Source organism: Cupriavidus sp. GA3-3 (assembly GCF_000389805.1).
GTDB lineage: Bacteria > Pseudomonadota > Gammaproteobacteria > Burkholderiales > Burkholderiaceae > Cupriavidus > Cupriavidus necator_D.
In genome coordinates this window covers 79,963-98,085 of record NZ_KB944491.1, presented here as the reverse complement: position 1 = coordinate 98,085, position 18,123 = coordinate 79,963, and the positions used below count along the sequence as shown (strand labels likewise).

Sequence of the window (18,123 nt, the reverse complement as noted above, 5' to 3'; positions counted from 1 at the left end):
AGGGTAGCTATGTACGGAAGAGATAACCGCTGAAAGCATCTAAGCGGGAAACTCGCCTGAAGATGAGGATTCCCTGGCGGCTTGACCGCCTTGAAGGGTCGTTCGAGACCAGGACGTTGATAGGCTGGGTGTGGAAGCGCAGTAATGCGTTAAGCTAACCAGTACTAATTGCCCGTAAGGCTTGATCCTATAACCAGTGTGTTTTGCCTGGTGAGTCGATCGCCTTGTGCCAGATACGCACAACCCCAACTACATCCCTATTCGCAGCGTTGACCTCAACCTCAGCGCTGCAACCCCTCATGCCTGGTGACCATAGCGAGCTGGAACCACCCCTTCCCATCCCGAACAGGTCCGTGAAACAGCTCCGCGCCGATGATAGTGCGGATTCCCGTGTGAAAGTAGGTCATCGCCAGGCTCTTATTCCGCAGAACCCCCAGCCCCAAAAGGCTGGGGGTTTTTGCTTTGGCGCGGCACAAACGCCCGGGGGTCGGCGCAGGCACGCATGTCCTCGTTGTTTTCATGCCGCATCGCGGGTCGCCGAGCATTCCGGGACTGTCCGCCTTCTGCTATGGTCGACACCCAAGTGCCCACATGCGGCACGAAGGCGGTTGCAACGCGTGTTTGCAGCAAGTAGTGAGCAATAGCCGGACCCTTGCCAACAGAGCAGGTCCGGATTCGGGTTCCGAGGGGTTACATGACGGCCAAGGTGTTTCGGCTGGTTTTGACTGGCGCCGCCGGCGCGCTGCTGCTGGCAGGATGCGCATCTACTCCCCCTGTTTCCGCGGTTCCTCCGGGTGACACGACCGCTGTGGCCGGCACTTCCGCGATCGATTGCCAGGCATTCGCCAGGCGCATGGCCGCGTACGCGGCAGCGCAGACGGATCCGGCGGTGACTGCCATATCGTCGCCCGACCCGCTGGCTGCCGCCAACACCAGTGCGGCGGAAGCCGAGGCGGGTGATGACGGCGAAGTCGCCGATGCCGCGCCGCCGCCGACCCTGGTCACGCTGCCGTTGTTCTCGGTGTCACCGCATCGCGACCAGTTGCCGGTCGGCTGGCAGCCTTGGACCATCAACCGCAACAAGACGCCCACCCGTTATTCGATGGCAGAGGTCGACCAGCGCGTGGTCGTCCATGCGAAGGCCGAGAGTTCGGCCTCCGGCCTGTATGTCCCGCTGCGCGATCGCGATGCCGGCATGCTGCGCTGGACCTGGAAGACCAGCGGCATTATCCGCAACGCCGACAACAGCCACGGCCCGCGCGAGGATTCGCCGTTGCGCCTGTTCGTCGCCTTCGATGGCGACAAGGGTGCGCTGCCCTTGAAAGACCAGCTGATGTACGAGATGGCGCGGCTGACCACCGGCCGCGAAATGCCCTACGCCACGCTGATGTACATCTGGGGCGGACGGCGCGCGGAAGGCTCATTGGTGAAGAACCCGCACACCGACCGGGTACGCATGATCGTGGTGGATAGCGGCATGAAGCACGCCAATGAGTGGCGTTGCCATGAGCGCGACCTGCGCGCCGACTACCGCAAGGCCTTCGGGACCGACCCCGGCCCGGTCATCGCCGTGGGCATCATGACCGATACCGACAACACCAAGAGCAAGGCCGAGTCCTGGTACGGCGACATCGCGCTGGACTGAAGCGCCCCGGCGGCGCCTTCAGCCGCCGATAGGCTCGGCCAGCGCGAGCACCGCGAACGAGGCCAGCCAGTGCGTGGACACATACTCGCCCTCGACCGCCTGCGGCAGCGATGCCTCGAGATGATCGGACCATGCCCGGATGGCCAGCGGCCGCAGCGGCTCGGGCAGGGCGGGCTCCAGCATGCGCCAGCACCAGGCGCGCGAAAGGTTGAGCCCGTCCAGGTGCGAGGTCTTGGGGTCGCTGCGATTGGTCACTTCGACCGGCGTCAGCCAATTAGCCAGTTCCGCCTGCCCCGGCACGAACAACTCCCACCATTCTGAAAACGCGCAGCCGTCCATCACGGCGTGCATCAGCACGGCTTCGGTCAGCCCGCCGGACAGGAATTCATCGCCGCCGGGCTCATATCGCGCCGGGTATTTCTGATCATGTCCGAACCAGCGGTGGGCGCGCCGCACGATGGCGCGCCGCAAGGTGAAGTCCTGGTGTGTGCGCGCATAGGCCATGGCCATGACCAGGGCGAAGGCGCTGTTGTAATGGGTGCCGGTGCGCACCGGGAATACCGCTGCATCCAGGAAATCCGCCAGTTGCCGTGACAGGTGCGATGCCAGCGGCGCGCATGCCTCGGCCCAGGTGGCTGCCTGGGCGTCCTGCCGCGCCAGCGCCAGCAACTCCGCCTGCAGTTTCAGCATCCAGCCCCAGCCATAGGGGCGTTCGAAGGTGCGCGAAAGGGGCTGCTGGAAGTAGGCCAGTTCGACCGCAATGTGCTCTGGACGCAGCTGGGCGTCCAGCGTTGCGCGGATGCGGGGCGCCTCCTCCTGGTCCGGCGACAGCGCCAGCAGCCGCACCAGCAACCAGTGCATGTGCACGCTGGAGTGCCAGTCGTAGCTGCCGCAAAAGACCGGATGCCTGGCCGACGGTTCGGCCAGGTCACCGGCGCTGGCCATCATGTGGTCCAGCTTGTACGGATAGCGGCGCAGGATATTGTCCAGCGCCACGCGCGCGAAGCTGCGCGCTGTCTCGCGATCCAGCGCCAGGCGGCCCATCGCGGATGCTCCCCAGTTTTTTTATCGTTGTGCTGTGCTCAGGTGCGTAACGTCACGCAGGCGCCAGCCACTTTTCCACCAGCCGCACGAAGAACGTCGAGCCCACCGGCAGCAGTTCGTCGTTGAAATCGTAGCTCGGGTTGTGCAGCATGCAGGGCCCGATGCCATGGCCGGCGTCGCGATGGCCGCCGTCGCCGTTGCCCAGGAACAGGTAGCAGCCCGGCTTGTGCTGCAGCATGAACGAGAAATCCTCGGCGCCCATGGTGGGCTCGACATTGCTGTCGACGTTGTCCGCACCGACCAGTTCCGCGGCGACCGCGGCCGCAAAGCCGGTCTCGGCCTCGCTGTTGATGGTCGGCGGATAGTTGCGGTGGAATTCGTATTCGATGGCGCAGTCGAATGCCGCCGCCACCGCGCGCGCCACTTCTTCCATGCGCCGTTCGATCAGGTCCAGCACCGGCACCGTGAACGTGCGCACCGTGCCGCCGATCCAGGCCTGGTCCGGCACGATATTGGTGGCGTCGCCTGCGTGGAACTGCGTGACCGAGATCACCGCGGTATCGATCGGGCGCTTGTTGCGCGTGATGATGCCCTGCAGCGCCGACACGATCTGCGCAGCGGTGAAGACCGGGTCGTTGCCGTTGTTGGGCATGGCCGCATGCGCACCCTTGCCGCGCACCACGATGCGGAATTCGTTGCTCGATGCCATCAGCGGGCCCGCGCGCGTGCCGAACGCTCCGACCGGCATGCCCGGCCAGTTGTGCACGCCGAACACCGCGTCGCACGGAAAGCGCTCGAACAGCCCGTCCTTGATCATTTCGCGGGCGCCGCCGCCGCCTTCCTCGGCCGGCTGGAAGACCAGGTGCACGGTGCCGTCGAAGGGCTTGTGCTGCGCCAGGTAGCGCGCCGCGCCGAGCAGCATGGCGGTGTGGCCGTCGTGGCCGCAGGCGTGCATCTTGCCGGTGTGCTGCGAGCGGTGATCAAAGGTGTTCGCTTCCTGCAGCGGCAGCGCGTCCATGTCGGCGCGCAGGCCGATGGTGCGCGGGCTGTTGCCGTTGCGGATCACGCCCACCAGGCCGGTGGTGCCCAGGCCGCGATGCACTTCGATGCCCCACGATTCCAGGCTCTGCGCGACCACGTCGGCAGTGCGCTGTTCTTCGAAGCAGAGTTCCGGGTGGGCGTGGATGTCGCGCCGGATCGCGCGGATTTCGGCTTGTGCCTGCAGGATTTCGGGGATGAGCTTCATGATGCCTGGCTGCCCTGGACGTTAGGGGCGTTAGCGTTGGATACCCCGATCATACGATGCCTCTCCGCAAAGCGCCAAAATGCGGCGATTTCCTGCGCGCTTGCCAGGTTGGCGCAGTGCAATATGCCAGCGCGGGTGGGTTTCCCCGCATTGCCGCGACATGCGCACTGCTGGAACAGTTCATGCTTGAAGTGCCCGGCCGGCAATTTCGTCGCTTTGTGATGCGCAACCGCACCCCAAACCGCACCAAAACGCAGCGCCGCCGCGTGACCCGCGGCGCGGCGCATTGCCGATCCTAAAACGTCTGCTTCACTTCCTACAGGGAGAATTGCGCGATGTCCCTTCGCACTTTCAAGAAGGCAATTGGTGTGGTGGCGGTAGCCGGGGCCCTTGGCCTGGCGCTCGCCGGTACCGCCCAGGCCGCGGACCTCAAACTGGCCATGAGTTCGCCGCCAACCTCGATGGATCCGCACTTCTACAACCTGTTCTCCAACATCAACGTCTCCGAGCATATCTTCGACTCGCTGACCAAGATGGATCCGGACAGCCGCATCATCCCGGGCCTGGCCGAGTCGTGGAAGCTGGTCAACAACCTCACCTGGGAATTCAAGATCCGCAAGGGCGTGAAGTTCCACGACGGCTCCGAGCTGACCGCCGAAGACGTAATCTGGTCCCTGGACCGTCCGGCCACCATCCAGAACAGCCCGGGCAAGTTCGATGTCTACACCAAGGCGATCGTCAACAAGAAGATCATCGACAAGCACACCATCCAGCTGACCACCAACCAGCCTTATCCGCTGATGCTGAACGACCTCACGTCGATCTTCATCGTGCAGAAGAAGGCGACGCAGGGGCTGAGCTCGGATGACTTCGCGCAGGGCAAGGGCATGGTCGGCACCGGGCCGTTCAAGTTCGTCAGCTATGCCCGCGACGACCGGGTCGAGCTGGTGCGCAACAACGACTACTGGGGCGCCAAGCCGGCCTGGGACAAGGTTACCCTGCGCTTCATCCCCAATCCGGCGACGCGCCTGGCGGCGCTGCTGTCGGGCGACGTGCAGGCCATCGAGAACGTGCCCACGCCTGACCTGCCCAAGGTGCGCCAGGATCCCAAGCTGTCGTTCTTCTCCAAGATCTCGCACCGCGTGATCTACCTGTATTTCGATGCCAAGCGCGACAAGTCGCCCTACGTCACCACCAAGGAAGGCGCACCGCTGGACAAGAACCCGCTGAAGGACGCGCGCGTGCGCAATGCCATCAGCATGGCGATCAACCGGCAGGGCATCAAGGACCGCCTGATGGAAGGCCTGTCCGAGCCGACCAACAACCTGGTGCCGCCGACGCTGTTCGGCTATAACCCCAACCTGAAGACGGTCAAGTACGACCCCGAGGCCGCCAAGAAGCTGCTGGCCGACGCCGGCTTCCCGAACGGCTTCGGCGTGACGCTGCATACGCCCAACAACCGCTACGTCAACGACGAGAAGATCGCGCAGACGATTGCGCAGAACCTGACCCGCATCGGCATCGCCACCAAGGTCGAAGGCATGCCGATGGCGACATACTCGTCCAAGGGCATCAAGCACGAGTGGTCGTTCGGGCTGCTGGGCTGGGGCGCGCAGACCGGTGAGGTCAGCTCGCCGCTGCGCGCGCTGCTGGCGTGCGAGGACAGCAAGAAGGGCTTCGGCACCACCAACTGGGGCGAGTACTGCAACCCCAAGATGGACGTGGTGCTGGAGAAGGCGCTGTCCACCGTGGATGACAACGAGCGCTCCAAGCTGCTGCAGGAGGCCACCGCAATCGCGATCAACGATGGCGGTATCGTCCCGATCCACCAGCAGGTGACCACCTGGGCCACACAAAAGGGCATCGTCTACGTGCCGCGTACCGACGAGCGCACCTACGCGCATAACTTCAAGCCCCAGTAAGCTCCGGTCAACCCAGACAGGAGCCTCGGCCCGCGGATGGTCTGCTGGCCGAGTTTGCGGTGCCGCGCATGGCTGCCGCGCCACACCCGGGAAGCGCCACGGCGCGGCCCAGGTGTGGCGTGCATTCGCGCGCGAAAGGAAAGTGGTTCGAACATGCTGGTCTTTATCATCCGGCGCCTGATGCAGAGCGTGGTTGTGCTCTTCGTCATGTCGCTGCTGGTTTTCCTCGGCGTCTTTGCCATCGGCAATCCCGTCGACATCCTGATCAACCCGCAGGCCGACCAGGAGGACATCAAGCGCACCATCGCGGCGCTGGGCCTGGACAAGCCGCTGTGGGAGCAGTACTGGGTGTTCCTGCAGAATGCGCTGCAAGGCAACCTGGGCACCTCGTTCGCGCACGGCACGCCGGCACTCAAGCTGATCTTCGAGCGCATGCCCGCCACCATGGAGCTGGCCATTTGCGCGATCCTGCTGGCGATCGTGCTGGGCATTCCGCTGGGCCTGTGGGCCGGGCTGCGGCCCAAGGGCATTGCCGGCAAGTCGATCATGGCGGTGTCGATCCTGGGCTTCTCGCTGCCCACCTTCTGGGTCGGGCTGATGCTGATCATGGTGTTCGCGGTGCAGCTCGGCTGGCTGCCCTCCAACGGGCGCGGCGAGACCGTGCGCGTGCTCGGCATCCCGCTCAGCTTCCTGACTGCCGACGGCATCCGCCACCTGGTCCTGCCGGCGGTGACGCTGTCGCTCCTGAATATCGCCATGGTGATCCGGCTCACGCGCGCCGGCACGCAGGAGGCGATGATGCAGGACTACGTCAAGTTCGCGCGCGCCAAGGGCCTGTCGAACACGCGCATTGTCGGCGTGCATGTGCTGAAGAACATCCTGATCCCGATCGTCACGGTGATCGCGCTGCAGTTCGGCTCGATCATCGCATTTGCGATCGTGACCGAGACCATCTTCGCCTGGCCCGGCATGGGCAAGCTCATCATCGACTCGATCCAGCTGCTGGACCGGCCGGTGATCGTCGCCTACCTGATGGTGATCGTGACGCTGTTCATCCTGATCAACCTGGTGGTGGACATCATCTACAGCATGCTCGATCCGCGCGTGCGCATTGCCGACAACAAGGGCTGAGCCATGAGTGCCGTATCTGTAGAACAAGAGGACAAGACCCCGCCGCTCGCCGCGGCGCGCGAACAATCGCCGTGGCGGCGCTTTGCCGCGGAGTTCTTCTCCAGCAAGATTGCTGTGGCCGGACTGGCCACGCTGGTCGTCATCATCCTGATCGCCATCTTCGCGCCGTGGCTGGCGCCGCAGAACCCCTATGACCTGGCCACGCTGGACGTGCTCGACGCGCGCCTGGCGCCGGGCGAGCAGGCCGGCACCGGCATGACCTTCCTGCTGGGTTCGGACGAGCAGGGCCGCGACATCCTGTCGGCGGTGATGTACGGCCTGCGCATCAGCATCGGCGTGGGCGTGGTCAGCACCGTGATCGCGCTGCTGCTGGGCGCCACGCTCGGCCTGCTGGCCGGCTTCCTGGGCGGTCGCACCGAGGCCTTCATCATGCGCGTGGCCGACCTGCAGCTGTCGTTCCCGCCGATCCTGCTGGCGCTGATCCTGCTAGCCTTCCTGCGCCCGGGCCTGGGCAATATCGTGATCGCGCTGGTGGCGGTACAGTGGGCCTACTACGCCCGCACCACGCGCAGCGCCGCACTGGTGGAGCGCCGCAAGGAATATATCGAGGCCGCCACCTGCCTGGGCCTGCCGCCGATGCGCATCATGTTCCGCCACCTGCTGCCCAACTGCCTGCCGCCGCTGATCGTGATCGCGGCGCTGCAGGTGGCCTCGGCGATCACGCTGGAAGCGACGCTGTCCTTCCTCGGGCTGGGCGTGCCGGTCACGGAGCCCTCGCTGGGCTCGCTGATCTCCAACGGCCAGCAGTACATGCTGTCGGGCAAGTACTGGATCAGCTTCTTCCCGGGCATTGCGCTGGTGGTCACCATCGTGGCGATGAACCTGGTGGCCGACCAGTTGCGCGACGTCCTCAACCCGCGCCTGCAGACGCAATAACCAGGAGCGGTACATGGCACAACCGACATTGGTGGTTGAACACCTGAAGACGCAATTCCACACGCGCGGCGGCATCGCCAAGGCCGTCGACGACGTGTCCTTCACCGTGGGCCGCGGCGAGATCATGGGGCTGGTGGGCGAGTCCGGCTCGGGCAAGTCCATGACCGGGTATTCGATCATGGGCCTGATCGATCCGCCCGGGAAGATCGTCGACGGCCGCATCGCGCTGACCAGCCGCGACGGCATCACCCGCGACCTGCGCGCGCTCACGCCGGCGCAGCAGCGCGACGTGCGCGGCAACCGCATCGCGATGATCTTCCAGGACCCGATGATGACGCTGAACCCGGTCCTGCGCATCGACACGCAGATGATCGAGGCGGTGCTGGCCCATGAGAAGGTAGGCAAGGCGGTGGCGCGCGAACGCGCGCGCAATGCGCTGGCGCGGGTCGGCATCCCGTCGCCGGACGAGCGCCTGCAGGCCTATCCGCACCAGTTCTCGGGCGGCATGCGCCAGCGCGTGGCGATCGCGATCGCGCTGCTGAACAAGCCCGACCTGATCATTGCCGACGAGCCCACCACCGCGCTGGACGTCACCATCCAGGGCCAGATCCTGTACGAGATGCAGACCCTGTGCCGCGAATCGGGCACGGCGTTGATCTGGATCACGCACGACCTGTCGGTGGTGGCGGGACTGGCCGATACCGTGTGCGTGATGTACGCCGGCAAGATCGTCGAGGCCGGCGACGTGCGCCAGGTGCTGGAGCACCCCGAGCACCCCTACACCCACGGGCTGATCAGCTCGGCGCCGTCGCGCAATCCGCGCGGCACGCCGCTGCGGCAGATCCCGGGCATGACGCCGTCGCTGCTGAACCTGCCGGGCGGCTGCGCGTTCCGCGAACGCTGTCCCTACGCCACCGCTGCCTGCAAGACCGAGCCGCCGCTGGAGACCGCCGCCGACGGCCGCCGCCTGCGCTGCTTCCATCCGGTGCTGGCCAACCAGGAGGCAGCATGAGCGCAACTGAACTGCAATCCCGACCGATGACGAATCCTGCAGCGGAAGAGGGGGGCACGCCGAGCGCGCCGATCCTGGAGCTGCGCGGCGTGTCCAAGCGCTTCGTCAAGTCGCTCGACACTGCCGCGCGCATCGCCAACCTGTTCGGCGCCCATGCGCATGACGAGGTGGTGCACGCGGTCGACCATGTCGACCTGAGCATCCGCGCCGGCGAAGTGGTGGGCCTGGTCGGCGAGTCCGGCTGCGGCAAGTCCACGCTCGGGCGCATGGCCGTGGGCCTGCACTCGCTGACCGAGGGCGAGCGCCTGTGGCGCGGCATCAACCTGGACCACCTGCCGCCCGACAAGCGCCGCGAGAAGCAGCTGGCGATCCAGATGATCTTCCAGGACCCGTACGCCTCGCTCAATCCGCGGCTGCGCGTGCTGGATATCGTGGGCGAGGCGCCGGTGGTGCACGGCATGGTCGAGCGCGGAGCGCAGAAGGGCTATGTGGAAGACATGCTGGTGCGCGTGGGCATGGACCCGACCGTGCTGCGGCGCTTTCCGCACCAGTTCTCCGGCGGGCAGCGCGCGCGCATCGGCATTGCCCGGGCGCTGGCGGTCAAGCCCGAGTTCCTGGTGTGCGACGAGTCGGTGGCGGCGCTGGACGTGTCGATCCAGGCCCAGGTGCTGAACCTGTTCATGCGCCTGCGTGAAGACCTGAACCTGACCTACCTGTTCATCAGCCATGACCTGGGCGTGGTCAAGCACATCAGCGACCGCGTGGTGATCATGTACCTGGGGCGGGTGGTGGAATCCGCGCCGACCGAAGACGTGTTCGCCGCGCCCAACCATCCCTATACCCAGGCCCTGCTGGCCGAGGCGCCCAAGCTGGAGGTGGCCCGCAAGACCTATGTGGCGATCCGCGGCGAGATCCCGTCGCCGCTGAACCCGCCGCCGGGCTGCCACTTCCACCCGCGCTGCCCGCATGCGATGCCGCGTTGCCGGGAAGAGCAGCCGCTGCTGAAGGAGATTGCGCCGATGCGGTTCTCGGCGTGTCACCTGAACGACATGGAGTAGGGCCTGGCTTTCTCCTCCCTGCGCGAGGGAGGAGAAAACCTTGAATCTCAGCGGATCACCTGCCCCTTCGAATTGATGATCGTCATCTCCACAAACTTCGAACCCACGTGGTTCTCCGGCGTGAAGTTGATGATAAACCCGCCGAGGTCATAGCTGCGCATTGACTCCAGCGCGGTCACCAGCTTCTCGCGCGTCAGGTCCTTGCCCGCGCGGCGCAGGCCCTCGGTGAACGTCTTGGCGGAGATAAAGCCTTCGATGCTGGCGTAGTCGAATTCGCTGGGCTTGCCGGCGGCCTGCAGCAGGCGCAGGTACTCCCGCACGATCGGCAGCGTGGCGTTGCCCGGGTGCGGCATCACCTGCGAGATGATCACGCCGCTGCCCTGCGCGCCGACCTCGTTGGCCAGCGCCTGCGTGCCGACGAAGGAGACGTTGTAGAACTGGCCGTTGTAGCCGCGGCGCAGCGCTTCCTTCACGAAGGCGCCGGCGGTGCGGTAGGCGCTGATCATCACCACGGCGTCGGGCCTGGCCTTTATCGAACCCTGGATGGCGTCGCCGATTTCCGTGGTGTTGCGGACCACGGGCTCGCGCGCGACGATCTGTACGCCGCTGTCGGGCGCGGCCTTGAGCGCGCGCTCCAGGCCATCCAGCCCGGCCTTGCCGTAGGCGTCCTCGTTGTAGACCACGGCCACGCGCTTGAGCCCGGTGGTCTGGATCTGGCGCAGGATGGCCGCGGTTTCCTCGTTGTAGCCGGCGCGCACATGGAAGACGTAGCGGCTGCGCGGCTCGCGCAGCGACTGCGCCCCGGTGTACGGGCCGAAGAACGGCACCCGGGCCTGGATTGCCAGCGGCAGCGCGGCCTGGCTGGTGGGCGTGCCGACATAGCCGAAGAGGGCGAAGACGCGGTCTTCCTCGATCAGCTTCCTGGTGTTCCTGGCGGCGGGCTCGGGCTCGTAGTAGTCGTCCAGCGCCTCCAGCCGGATCTTGCGGCCGTGGATGCCGCCCTGCTGGTTGATATGGTCGAAATACAGCCGTGCGCCCGAGTTCATCTGCTTGCCGAGCACGGCGGTCGGGCCGGTCAGCGCGGCGGACTGGCCCAGCAGGATGGTGTCGGCGGTGACGCCGTTTTCGGATGTGGCGGGGGTGCCCGCCGTGTTGGCTGCGAAGGCAGCGCAGGATGCGCCACCCGTGCCGATGGCGCACGCCACCAGCAGGCCGGCAAGCCGGCCATTGACCCCGGATCGGAACGACATAAACCCCCCGCGAAATGTGGTTCGGTTACCCGTTTGCCGCGTCGGCCGGTCTCTCGCCGGCGAATTGCTCACGTCGTGCGGCATGGTGCGCGTACCGGTCTGTGCCGGCAGCGCGCCGGCACATCATAATCGAATACAATCGGATCGAGATACTCCCCGCCATCCCCCGCACGGCCGGGAAAGCGCCGCCCGCCGGCGCGGCTCGGGCGCCGCTACCAGCGCGCCTGCGCCGGCATCTCCAGTTCCGTACGACCGAACGAAAAAACAACACACCCCGCCCGGAGACCCCATGGCTTCCCGCATCGTCCGCGCCGCCTGCCCGCATGACTGCCCCGACACTTGTGCCTTGCTCGTCACCGTCGAGGACGGCCGTGCCGTCAAGGTAGCGGGCGATCCCGACCATCCCGGCACGCAGGGCGTGCTGTGCACCAAGGTGTCGCGCTACACCGAGCGCACCTACCACCCGGACCGGCTGCTGACACCGATGAAGCGCATCGGCAGGAAGGGCGAAGGCAAGTTCGCGCCGATCTCCTGGGACGAGGCGCTCGACACCATCGCCACCCGCCTGCAGGCGATCGCGGCGCGCGATCCGCAGGCGATCGTGCCGTACAGCTACGCCGGCACCATGGGGCTGGTGCAGGGCGAGAGCATGGCCGCGCGCTTCTTCAACAAGCTGGGCGCGTCGCGGCTGGACCGCACCATCTGCGCCAGCGCCGGCGCCACCGCGCTGCGCTACACCTATGGCGCCAGCGTGGGCATGGACATGGAGCACGTGGTCGATGCCAGGCTGGTGATCATCTGGGGCGGCAACCCGATTGCCTCCAACCTGCATTTCTGGACCCGCGCGCAGGAAGCCAAGCGGCGCGGCGCCACGCTGGTGGCAATCGACCCGTACCGCTCGCTGAGCGCCGAGAAGTGCCACCGCCATATCGCGCCGATGCCCGGCACCGACGGCGCGCTGGCGCTGGCGCTGATCCATGTGCTGATCCGCGACGACCTGCTCGACCACGACTACATCGAACGCCACACCGTCGGCTTCGAGGCGCTGCGCGAGCGCGCGCAGGCCTACACCCCGGCACGCGCGGCCGAGATCTGCGGCATCCCGGCCGAGGACATCGAATGGCTGGCCGGCCTCTACGGCCAGCTGGCGGTGCGCGAGCGCCAGCCGGTGGCAATCCGCCTGAACTACGGCATGCAGCGTGTGCACGGCGGCGGCCAGGCGGTGCGCGCGGTGGCGTGCCTGCCGTCGCTGGTGGGCGCCTGGCGCCAGCCCGCGGGCGGGCTGCAGCTGTCGACCTCGGGCTTCTTCCCGATCAACGAAGCCGCGCTGCAGCGCCCCGACCTGCTGCCTGGCTGGCCGCAGACGCTGCCGCGCATCGTCAACATGAGCACCATCGGCGACGCGCTGCTGGCCGAGCCCACGCCCGGCGCGCCGCGCATCGAGGCCGTGGTGGTGTACAACAGCAACCCGGTCGCGGTGGCGCCGGAATCCGGCAAGGTCGCCGCGGGCTTCGCGCGCGAGGATCTGTTCACGGTGGTGCTGGAGCACTTCCGCACCGACACCGCCGACTATGCCGACATCCTGCTGCCGGCGACCACGCAGCTTGAGCACATCGACGTGCACAAGGCCTACGGCCACACCTATTTCCTGGCCAACAACGCCGCCATCGCGCCGATGGGCGAGGCCCTGCCCAATACTGAGATCTTCCGCCGGCTGGCCCAGCGCCTGGGCTTCACCGAGGCGTGCTTTGCCGACAGCGACGAGGCCATCGCCGCGCAGGCCATCATTCCGGGCGATGCGCGCGCGGCCGGCATCAGCTGGGAATCATTGAAGGAGCAGGGCTGGCAGAAGCTGGCGCTGCCGGCGGCGCCGTTCGCCGAGGGTGGCTTCCCGACCGCATCGGGCAAGTGCCAGTTCTATTCTGAGCCGATGGCGCGCGACGGCCTCGACCCGCTGCCTGACTACGTGCCGCAGTACGAGGCGCCGCTGACCGCGCCCGAACTGGCGGCGCGCTATCCGCTGGCGATGATCTCGCCGCCGGCGCGCAACTTCCTCAACAGCTCCTTCGTCAACGTCGACAGCCTGCGCGCCACCGAGGGCGAGCCGCACCTGGACATCCACCCGGCCGACGCCGCTGAGCGCGGCATCGTGCACGGCGCCATGGTGCGCGTCTTCAACGACCGCGGCAGCATGGTGGCGCGCGCCCGCGTCACCGACCGCGCCCGGCGCGGGCTGGTGGTGGGCCTGTCGATCTGGTGGAAGAAGCTGGCCTCGGACGGCAAGAACGCCAACGAGCTGACCAGCCAGCGCCTGACCGACCTGGGCCGCGCGCCGGTGTTCTATGACTGCCTGGTGCAGGTCGAGGCCTGCACGGAAGGGGCAGTCCTGCCGGCATGACGCCGCAGCGTGGCCGCTGGCGCTGGGCGGCACTCCTGGCGGCGACCGGCCTCACCGCGGTGGTCCTGGTGACGGCCGGGTGCGAGGCCGTCGGCTACTACGCGCAGTCGATCGGCGGCCATCTGGGCGTGATGGCCCAGGCACAGCCGCTGACCGACGCCATCGCCAACGCGCGCGACGCCAACGATGGGCGCCTGGCGCAGCGGCTTGCGCTGGCCGGCCGCATGCGTGACTTCGCCTCGCGCGAACTGAAGCTGCCCGAGAACGGCAGCTACCGCCGCTACGCCAACCTGCACCGGCCCTATGTGGTGTGGAGCGTGTTCGCCACGCCCGAGCTGTCGATGGACCTGCGCAAGTGGTGCTTCCCCATCGTCGGCTGCATCAGCTACCGCGGCTACTACGCCCAGTCCGATGCCGAGCAGTATGCGCGGGGCCTGCGCCGCGACGGGCTCGAGACCTACGTTGCCGGCATCCCCGCCTATTCGACGCTGGGCTATTTCGACGACCCGCTGCTCAATACCTTCGTCTACCTGCCCGAGGGCGAACTGGCGCGGCTGATCTTCCACGAGCTCGCGCACCAGGTGGTGTACGTGCGCAACGACACCGCCTTCAACGAGTCCTTTGCCACTGCGGTGGAAGCCGCGGGCGTGGAGCGCTGGCTGGCCGAGGATGCGTCGGAGGACGCGCGCGCCAGCTATCGGCAGTACGATGCCCGGCGCCAGCAGTTCCGCGCGCTGTTGCTGGGCACGCGCGACCGGCTGGTGGCGCTGTACCAGACCCCGCTCGATGACGGCGCCAAGCGCGAGAGCAAGGCAAAGATCTTTGCCGACCTGCGCGCCCAGTACGCGCGGCTGCGCACGGAGTGGGGCGGATTCAGCGGTTATGACCGCTGGTTCGACCAGCCGCTGACCAACGCCCACCTGGCCGCGGTGGCCACTTACCAGCAGTGGGTGCCGGCCTTCACCGCGTTGCTGGCGCAGTGCAACGGCGACTGGCAGCGCTTCTATGACGAGGCTGCCCGTATCGGCGCGCTGCCCGCCGCCGAGCGCGAGGCCGCGCTGCAGCGGCTGGCGCCGCCGGCCACGCGCGCCGGCACGCTGACCGCGGGCGGAAAGACCGCGGCCAACTAAGCTGCCGCGTCGCTTACCAGGTATCGATGAACCGTCTCGGTGCGTTGGCCTGGCGGCCGAGGCTCCCCGGCGGCACCGAGGCCAGCCCGCGCAGCAGCCAGCGCCGCGTGTCGGCAGGGTCGATCACCGCGTCGATCTCCAGGTGGCTGGCCATGTTGAGCGCGCGGCCGCGCTGGTAGGCGCCGTCGACCATGCGCGCGAACAGCGCCGCGCGCTCGTCGGGGTCGGCCACGGCCTCCAGTTCCTTGCGGAAGCCCAGCCGGATCGAGCCCTCGATGCCCATCGCGCCGAACTCGCCGCTGGGCCAGGCCGCGGTGAAGAAGGGCGCGGCAAAGCTGCCGCCGGCCATGGCCTGCGCGCCCAGTCCGTAGCCCTTGCGCAGCACCACCGTGAAGAACGGCACGCGCAGCGCGCCAGCGGTGACAAAGAGGCGCGACACGTGCCGCACCGTGGCGGTCTTCTCGGCCTGCGGCCCGACCATGAAGCCCGGGGTGTCGCACAGCGACACCATCGGCAGCCCGTGCGCGTCGCACAGCTGCATGAAGCGCGCGGCCTTGTCGGCGGCGGCGCTGTCGATGGCGCCCCCGAGGTGGCGCGGGTTGTTGGCGATGCAGCCGAAGGCGCGGCCTTCGATGCGGATCAGCGCGGTGATGATGCCGGTGCCGAACGCCGCGCGCAGCTCCAGCACCGAGCCGCTGTCTGCCATGGCGGCGATCACCGCGCGCATGTCGTAGCTGCGCAGGCGGTTCTCGGGGATGGCGTGGCGCAGGTGGCGCGGGTCTTCCGCCTGCCAGTCATGCACGTCGCCCTGGAAGTAGGACAGGTAGCGTTGCGCGGCATCGACCGCGGCCGCTTCGTCATCGACCAGCACGTCGATCACGCCGTTGGGCCCCTGCACGCTGACCGGGCCCACTTCCTCGGGCGCGAACACACCCAGCCCGCCGCCTTCGATCATGGCCGGCCCGCCCATGCCGATGGTGGCGCTGCGCGTGGCGATGATGACGTCGGCGCAGCCCAGCAGCGCGGCGTTGCCGGCAAAGCAGCGGCCCGACACGATGCCCACCAGCGGCACCTGGCCCGACAGCCGCGCGAACTGGATGAACGAGGTGCAGTCCAGCCCGGCCACCACCGGCATGTCGGTATCGCCGGGCCGCCCGCCGCCGCCCTCGGCAAACAGCACCACCGGCACCTGCCACTGGCGCGCCAGCGCCAGCATGCGGTCCAGCTTCTTGTGGCCGTAGAAGCCCTGCGTGCCGGCCAGCACGGTGTAGTCGTAGGCCAGCACCATGCAGCGCGTATCGGCACCGGGAAAGCGCGACGCGTTGACGGACCCGATACCGGTGACGATGCCGTCGGCGGGCGTGGCGCTGACCAGGTCTTCGACACTGCGGCGCTGCCGTTGCGCGGCGATGGCGAGCGCGCCGTACTCGATGAAGGAGCCGTCGTCGCACAGCCGGGCGATGTTCTCGCGCGCCGTTTGGCCGCCCTGGGCGTGGCGCCTGGCGACGGCCTGGGCGCGTGCGGCGTCGTGGCCGAGGGCGTGGCGCTCCAGCGTCTCGCGCAGGTCCGCGCGCACATGGTCGAGGTCGGCCGCCGCGGCGGTCTCGGCGGCATGGCCGGCATCGCCGCCGGGCGCCAGCACGATCACCGCGGCGCCGGCGCGCAGCGTGGCACCCGCGACGGCCAGCACGCGCAGCACGGTGCCGGCGGCGGGCGCCTCCAGCGGATGCTCCATCTTCATCGCTTCGATGATGGCCAGCGGCTGGCCGCGCCTGACCGTATCGCCTTCGCGCACGTGGATGGCGGCGAGCGCGCCGTCCATGGGCGCCGGCACGGCAATGGCGTCGTCAGGGACATCGGCCAGCGCATTGTGCTCATCGGCCGGGGCGCTGTCGGCCAGGCCGGGCGGCGCGTGCAGCACCGGGTGGTCGGCGTCGGCGGCGGCAAGCGCGGCCAGCGCCTGGTCCAGGTACTGCGTGTGCACGGCATTGCGGCGTATGTCGTCCAGCTGCAGCAGATCCTGCAGCAAGCGGCGGTTGGTGTCGATGCCTTCGATGCGGAACTCGCACAGCGCGCGGTAGGCGATCGCGAGCGCACGCGCAAAGTTGCCGCCGGGTTCGTGCACGATCAGCTTGGCCAGCAGCGAATCAAAGCGCGGATTCGCCGTCATGCCGGCAAAGCCCGCGCTGTCCACGCGCACGCCTGGCCCGTTGGGCGGCTCGAACGCCGTCAGCGTGCCGCTGGCCGGGCGCAGCTGGCCCTGCGCGTCGAGGTGCTCGGCATTGATGCGCAACTGCACCGCGATGCCGCGCGGCGCGGGTGCCTGCTCCAGGCCCAGGTCGGCCAGGCGCGCGCCGGCGGCGATGGCCAGCTGGGTTTGCACGAGGTCGACGCCGGTCACCATCTCGGTCACCGTGTGCTCGACCTGCAGGCGCGGGTTGGCCTCCATGAACCAGAACGATGGGCCGCCATTGCCGCTGTCTTCCACCAGGAATTCGAACGTGCCGATGCCGCGATAGGCGGCGGCGCGCGCCAGTGTGGCGGCGGCATCGGCCAGCCTTGCGCGCAGTGCGTCATCCAATGACGGGCTGGGGGCGATCTCCACCAGCTTCTGGTGGCGGCGCTGCAGGCTGCATTCGCGCTCGCCCAGCGTCAACACGCGGCCCTCGGCGTCGGCGACCACCTGGATCTCGATATGGCGCGGCGCGGCGACGATGCGCTCCACGTAGACCGCACCATTGCCAAACGCCGCGGTAGCTTCCGAGACGCAGCGTGCGTAGGCCTCGTCGATCCCGGCAGCGCGATGCACGGCGCGCATGCCGCGCCCGCCGCCGCCGGCGAGCGCCTTGATCATCATGCCCGCTTGCCCGTCGAGGCTGGCGAAGAAGGCCCGCGCCTGCTCCGGCGAGGTCGGGCCGGCGGTGCCGGGCACGACCGGCACGCCATGCTCGCGCGCCAGCGCGCGGGCGCGGGCCTTGTCGCCGAACAGGCGCAGCACGTCGGGCGCAGGGCCGGCGAAGACCAGCCCGGCGTCCAGGCAGGCCTGCGCAAAGTCGGCGTTCTCGGACAGGAAGCCGTAGCCAGGGTGCACCATGCCGCAGCCCGCCCGCCGCGCAGCGTCCACCACGGCGGCAATGTCTAGGTAGGCGCGCGGACCAGTGCCGGGCAGCGCCACGGCCGCGTCGGCCTTGCGCACGTGCAGCGCGTCGCAGTCGTCTTCGCTGTACAGCGCCACGCTGGGGATGCCCATGGCCGCGGCGGCCCGCGCGATCCGGATAGCGATTTCGCCGCGATTGGCGATCAGGAGCTTGTGGTTCGTCATGAGCGGGAGCGTTGATGGCGTGTGTTGTG

The 18,123-nt window shown here is 67.9% G+C and carries 13 protein-coding genes and 2 rRNA genes; 10 read left to right on the top strand and 5 right to left on the bottom strand.

Annotated features, from left to right (window positions below; genetic code table 11):
- The 3 genes from C265_RS22380 to C265_RS22370 form a co-directional block, all read left to right on the top strand.
- Positions 1–189: ribosomal RNA gene (locus C265_RS22380) — 23S ribosomal RNA — on the top strand; the annotation flags it as partial.
- A gap of 113 nt (positions 190–302) precedes the next feature.
- A 5S ribosomal RNA gene (gene rrf / locus C265_RS22375) occupies positions 303–415 on the top strand.
- 279 nt (positions 416–694) lie between these two features.
- Complete coding sequence (locus C265_RS22370) at positions 695–1,645, top strand: DUF3047 domain-containing protein (protein WP_037025063.1); 951 nt, start codon at positions 695–697, stop codon at positions 1,643–1,645.
- A gap of 18 nt (positions 1,646–1,663) precedes the next feature.
- Here C265_RS22370 and C265_RS22365 read toward each other — a convergent pair whose 3' ends face one another.
- The 3 genes from C265_RS22365 to C265_RS32315 are packed head-to-tail and all read right to left on the bottom strand — an operon-like array spanning position 1,664 to position 4,222.
- Complete coding sequence (locus C265_RS22365) at positions 1,664–2,689, bottom strand: DUF2891 domain-containing protein (protein WP_010814796.1); 1,026 nt, start codon at positions 2,687–2,689, stop codon at positions 1,664–1,666.
- A 52-nt stretch (positions 2,690–2,741) separates the two neighbouring features.
- Positions 2,742–3,935, bottom strand: a complete 1,194-nt coding sequence (locus C265_RS22360) for a M20 aminoacylase family protein (RefSeq protein ID WP_010814795.1) — start codon at positions 3,933–3,935, stop codon at positions 2,742–2,744.
- Positions 3,932–4,222, bottom strand: a complete 291-nt coding sequence (locus tag C265_RS32315; protein WP_136227796.1) for a hypothetical protein — start codon at positions 4,220–4,222, stop codon at positions 3,932–3,934. The genes C265_RS22360 and C265_RS32315 overlap by 4 nt, the downstream gene beginning before the upstream one ends.
- Positions 4,223–4,270: 48 nt before the next feature.
- Between C265_RS32315 and C265_RS22355 the strand changes: the two genes are divergently transcribed.
- The 5 genes from C265_RS22355 (at position 4,271) to C265_RS22335 (ending at position 9,994) form a co-directional block, all read left to right on the top strand.
- The gene (locus tag C265_RS22355) at positions 4,271–5,857 is read left to right on the top strand and encodes an ABC transporter substrate-binding protein (RefSeq protein WP_010814794.1); all 1,587 of its coding nucleotides are present in this window, start codon (positions 4,271–4,273) and stop codon (positions 5,855–5,857) included.
- A 153-nt stretch (positions 5,858–6,010) separates the two neighbouring features.
- Positions 6,011–6,988 carry an ABC transporter permease gene (locus C265_RS22350; protein WP_010814793.1) on the top strand — a complete coding sequence of 326 codons (978 nt, stop codon included), beginning with the start codon at positions 6,011–6,013 and terminating at the stop codon, positions 6,986–6,988.
- Between the two features lie 3 nt (positions 6,989–6,991).
- On the top strand, positions 6,992–7,924 hold the full coding sequence (locus tag C265_RS22345; protein WP_010814792.1) for an ABC transporter permease: 933 nt from the start codon (positions 6,992–6,994) through the stop codon (positions 7,922–7,924).
- 13 nt (positions 7,925–7,937) lie between these two features.
- Positions 7,938–8,936, top strand: a complete 999-nt coding sequence (locus C265_RS22340; RefSeq protein WP_010814791.1) for an ABC transporter ATP-binding protein — start codon at positions 7,938–7,940, stop codon at positions 8,934–8,936.
- Between the two features lie 26 nt (positions 8,937–8,962).
- Positions 8,963–9,994: an ABC transporter ATP-binding protein gene (locus C265_RS22335; RefSeq protein WP_010814790.1), complete on the top strand. Its 1,032-nt coding sequence runs from the start codon at positions 8,963–8,965 to the stop codon at positions 9,992–9,994.
- Positions 9,995–10,041: 47 nt separating this feature from the next.
- On the opposite strand, the gene C265_RS22330 is transcribed toward C265_RS22335, so the two are convergent.
- Positions 10,042–11,244 (bottom strand): ABC transporter substrate-binding protein, encoded by a 1,203-nt coding sequence (locus C265_RS22330; protein ID WP_010814789.1) that lies wholly within the window; start codon positions 11,242–11,244, stop codon positions 10,042–10,044.
- A 289-nt stretch (positions 11,245–11,533) separates the two neighbouring features.
- Between C265_RS22330 and C265_RS22325 the strand changes: the two genes are divergently transcribed.
- Positions 11,534–13,642 carry a molybdopterin-dependent oxidoreductase gene (locus C265_RS22325; RefSeq protein WP_010814788.1) on the top strand — a complete coding sequence of 703 codons (2,109 nt, stop codon included), beginning with the start codon at positions 11,534–11,536 and terminating at the stop codon, positions 13,640–13,642.
- Complete coding sequence (locus C265_RS22320) at positions 13,639–14,772, top strand: aminopeptidase (RefSeq protein WP_010814787.1); 1,134 nt, start codon at positions 13,639–13,641, stop codon at positions 14,770–14,772. Before C265_RS22325 ends, C265_RS22320 begins: the two co-directional genes overlap by 4 nt.
- A 13-nt stretch (positions 14,773–14,785) precedes the next feature.
- Here the strand turns inward: C265_RS22320 and C265_RS22315 are convergent, their stop codons facing one another.
- Entirely contained in the window at positions 14,786–18,094 is a 3,309-nt protein-coding gene (locus C265_RS22315; protein WP_010814786.1) for a carboxyl transferase domain-containing protein, read from the bottom strand.
- Positions 18,095–18,123 lie beyond the last annotated feature (29 nt).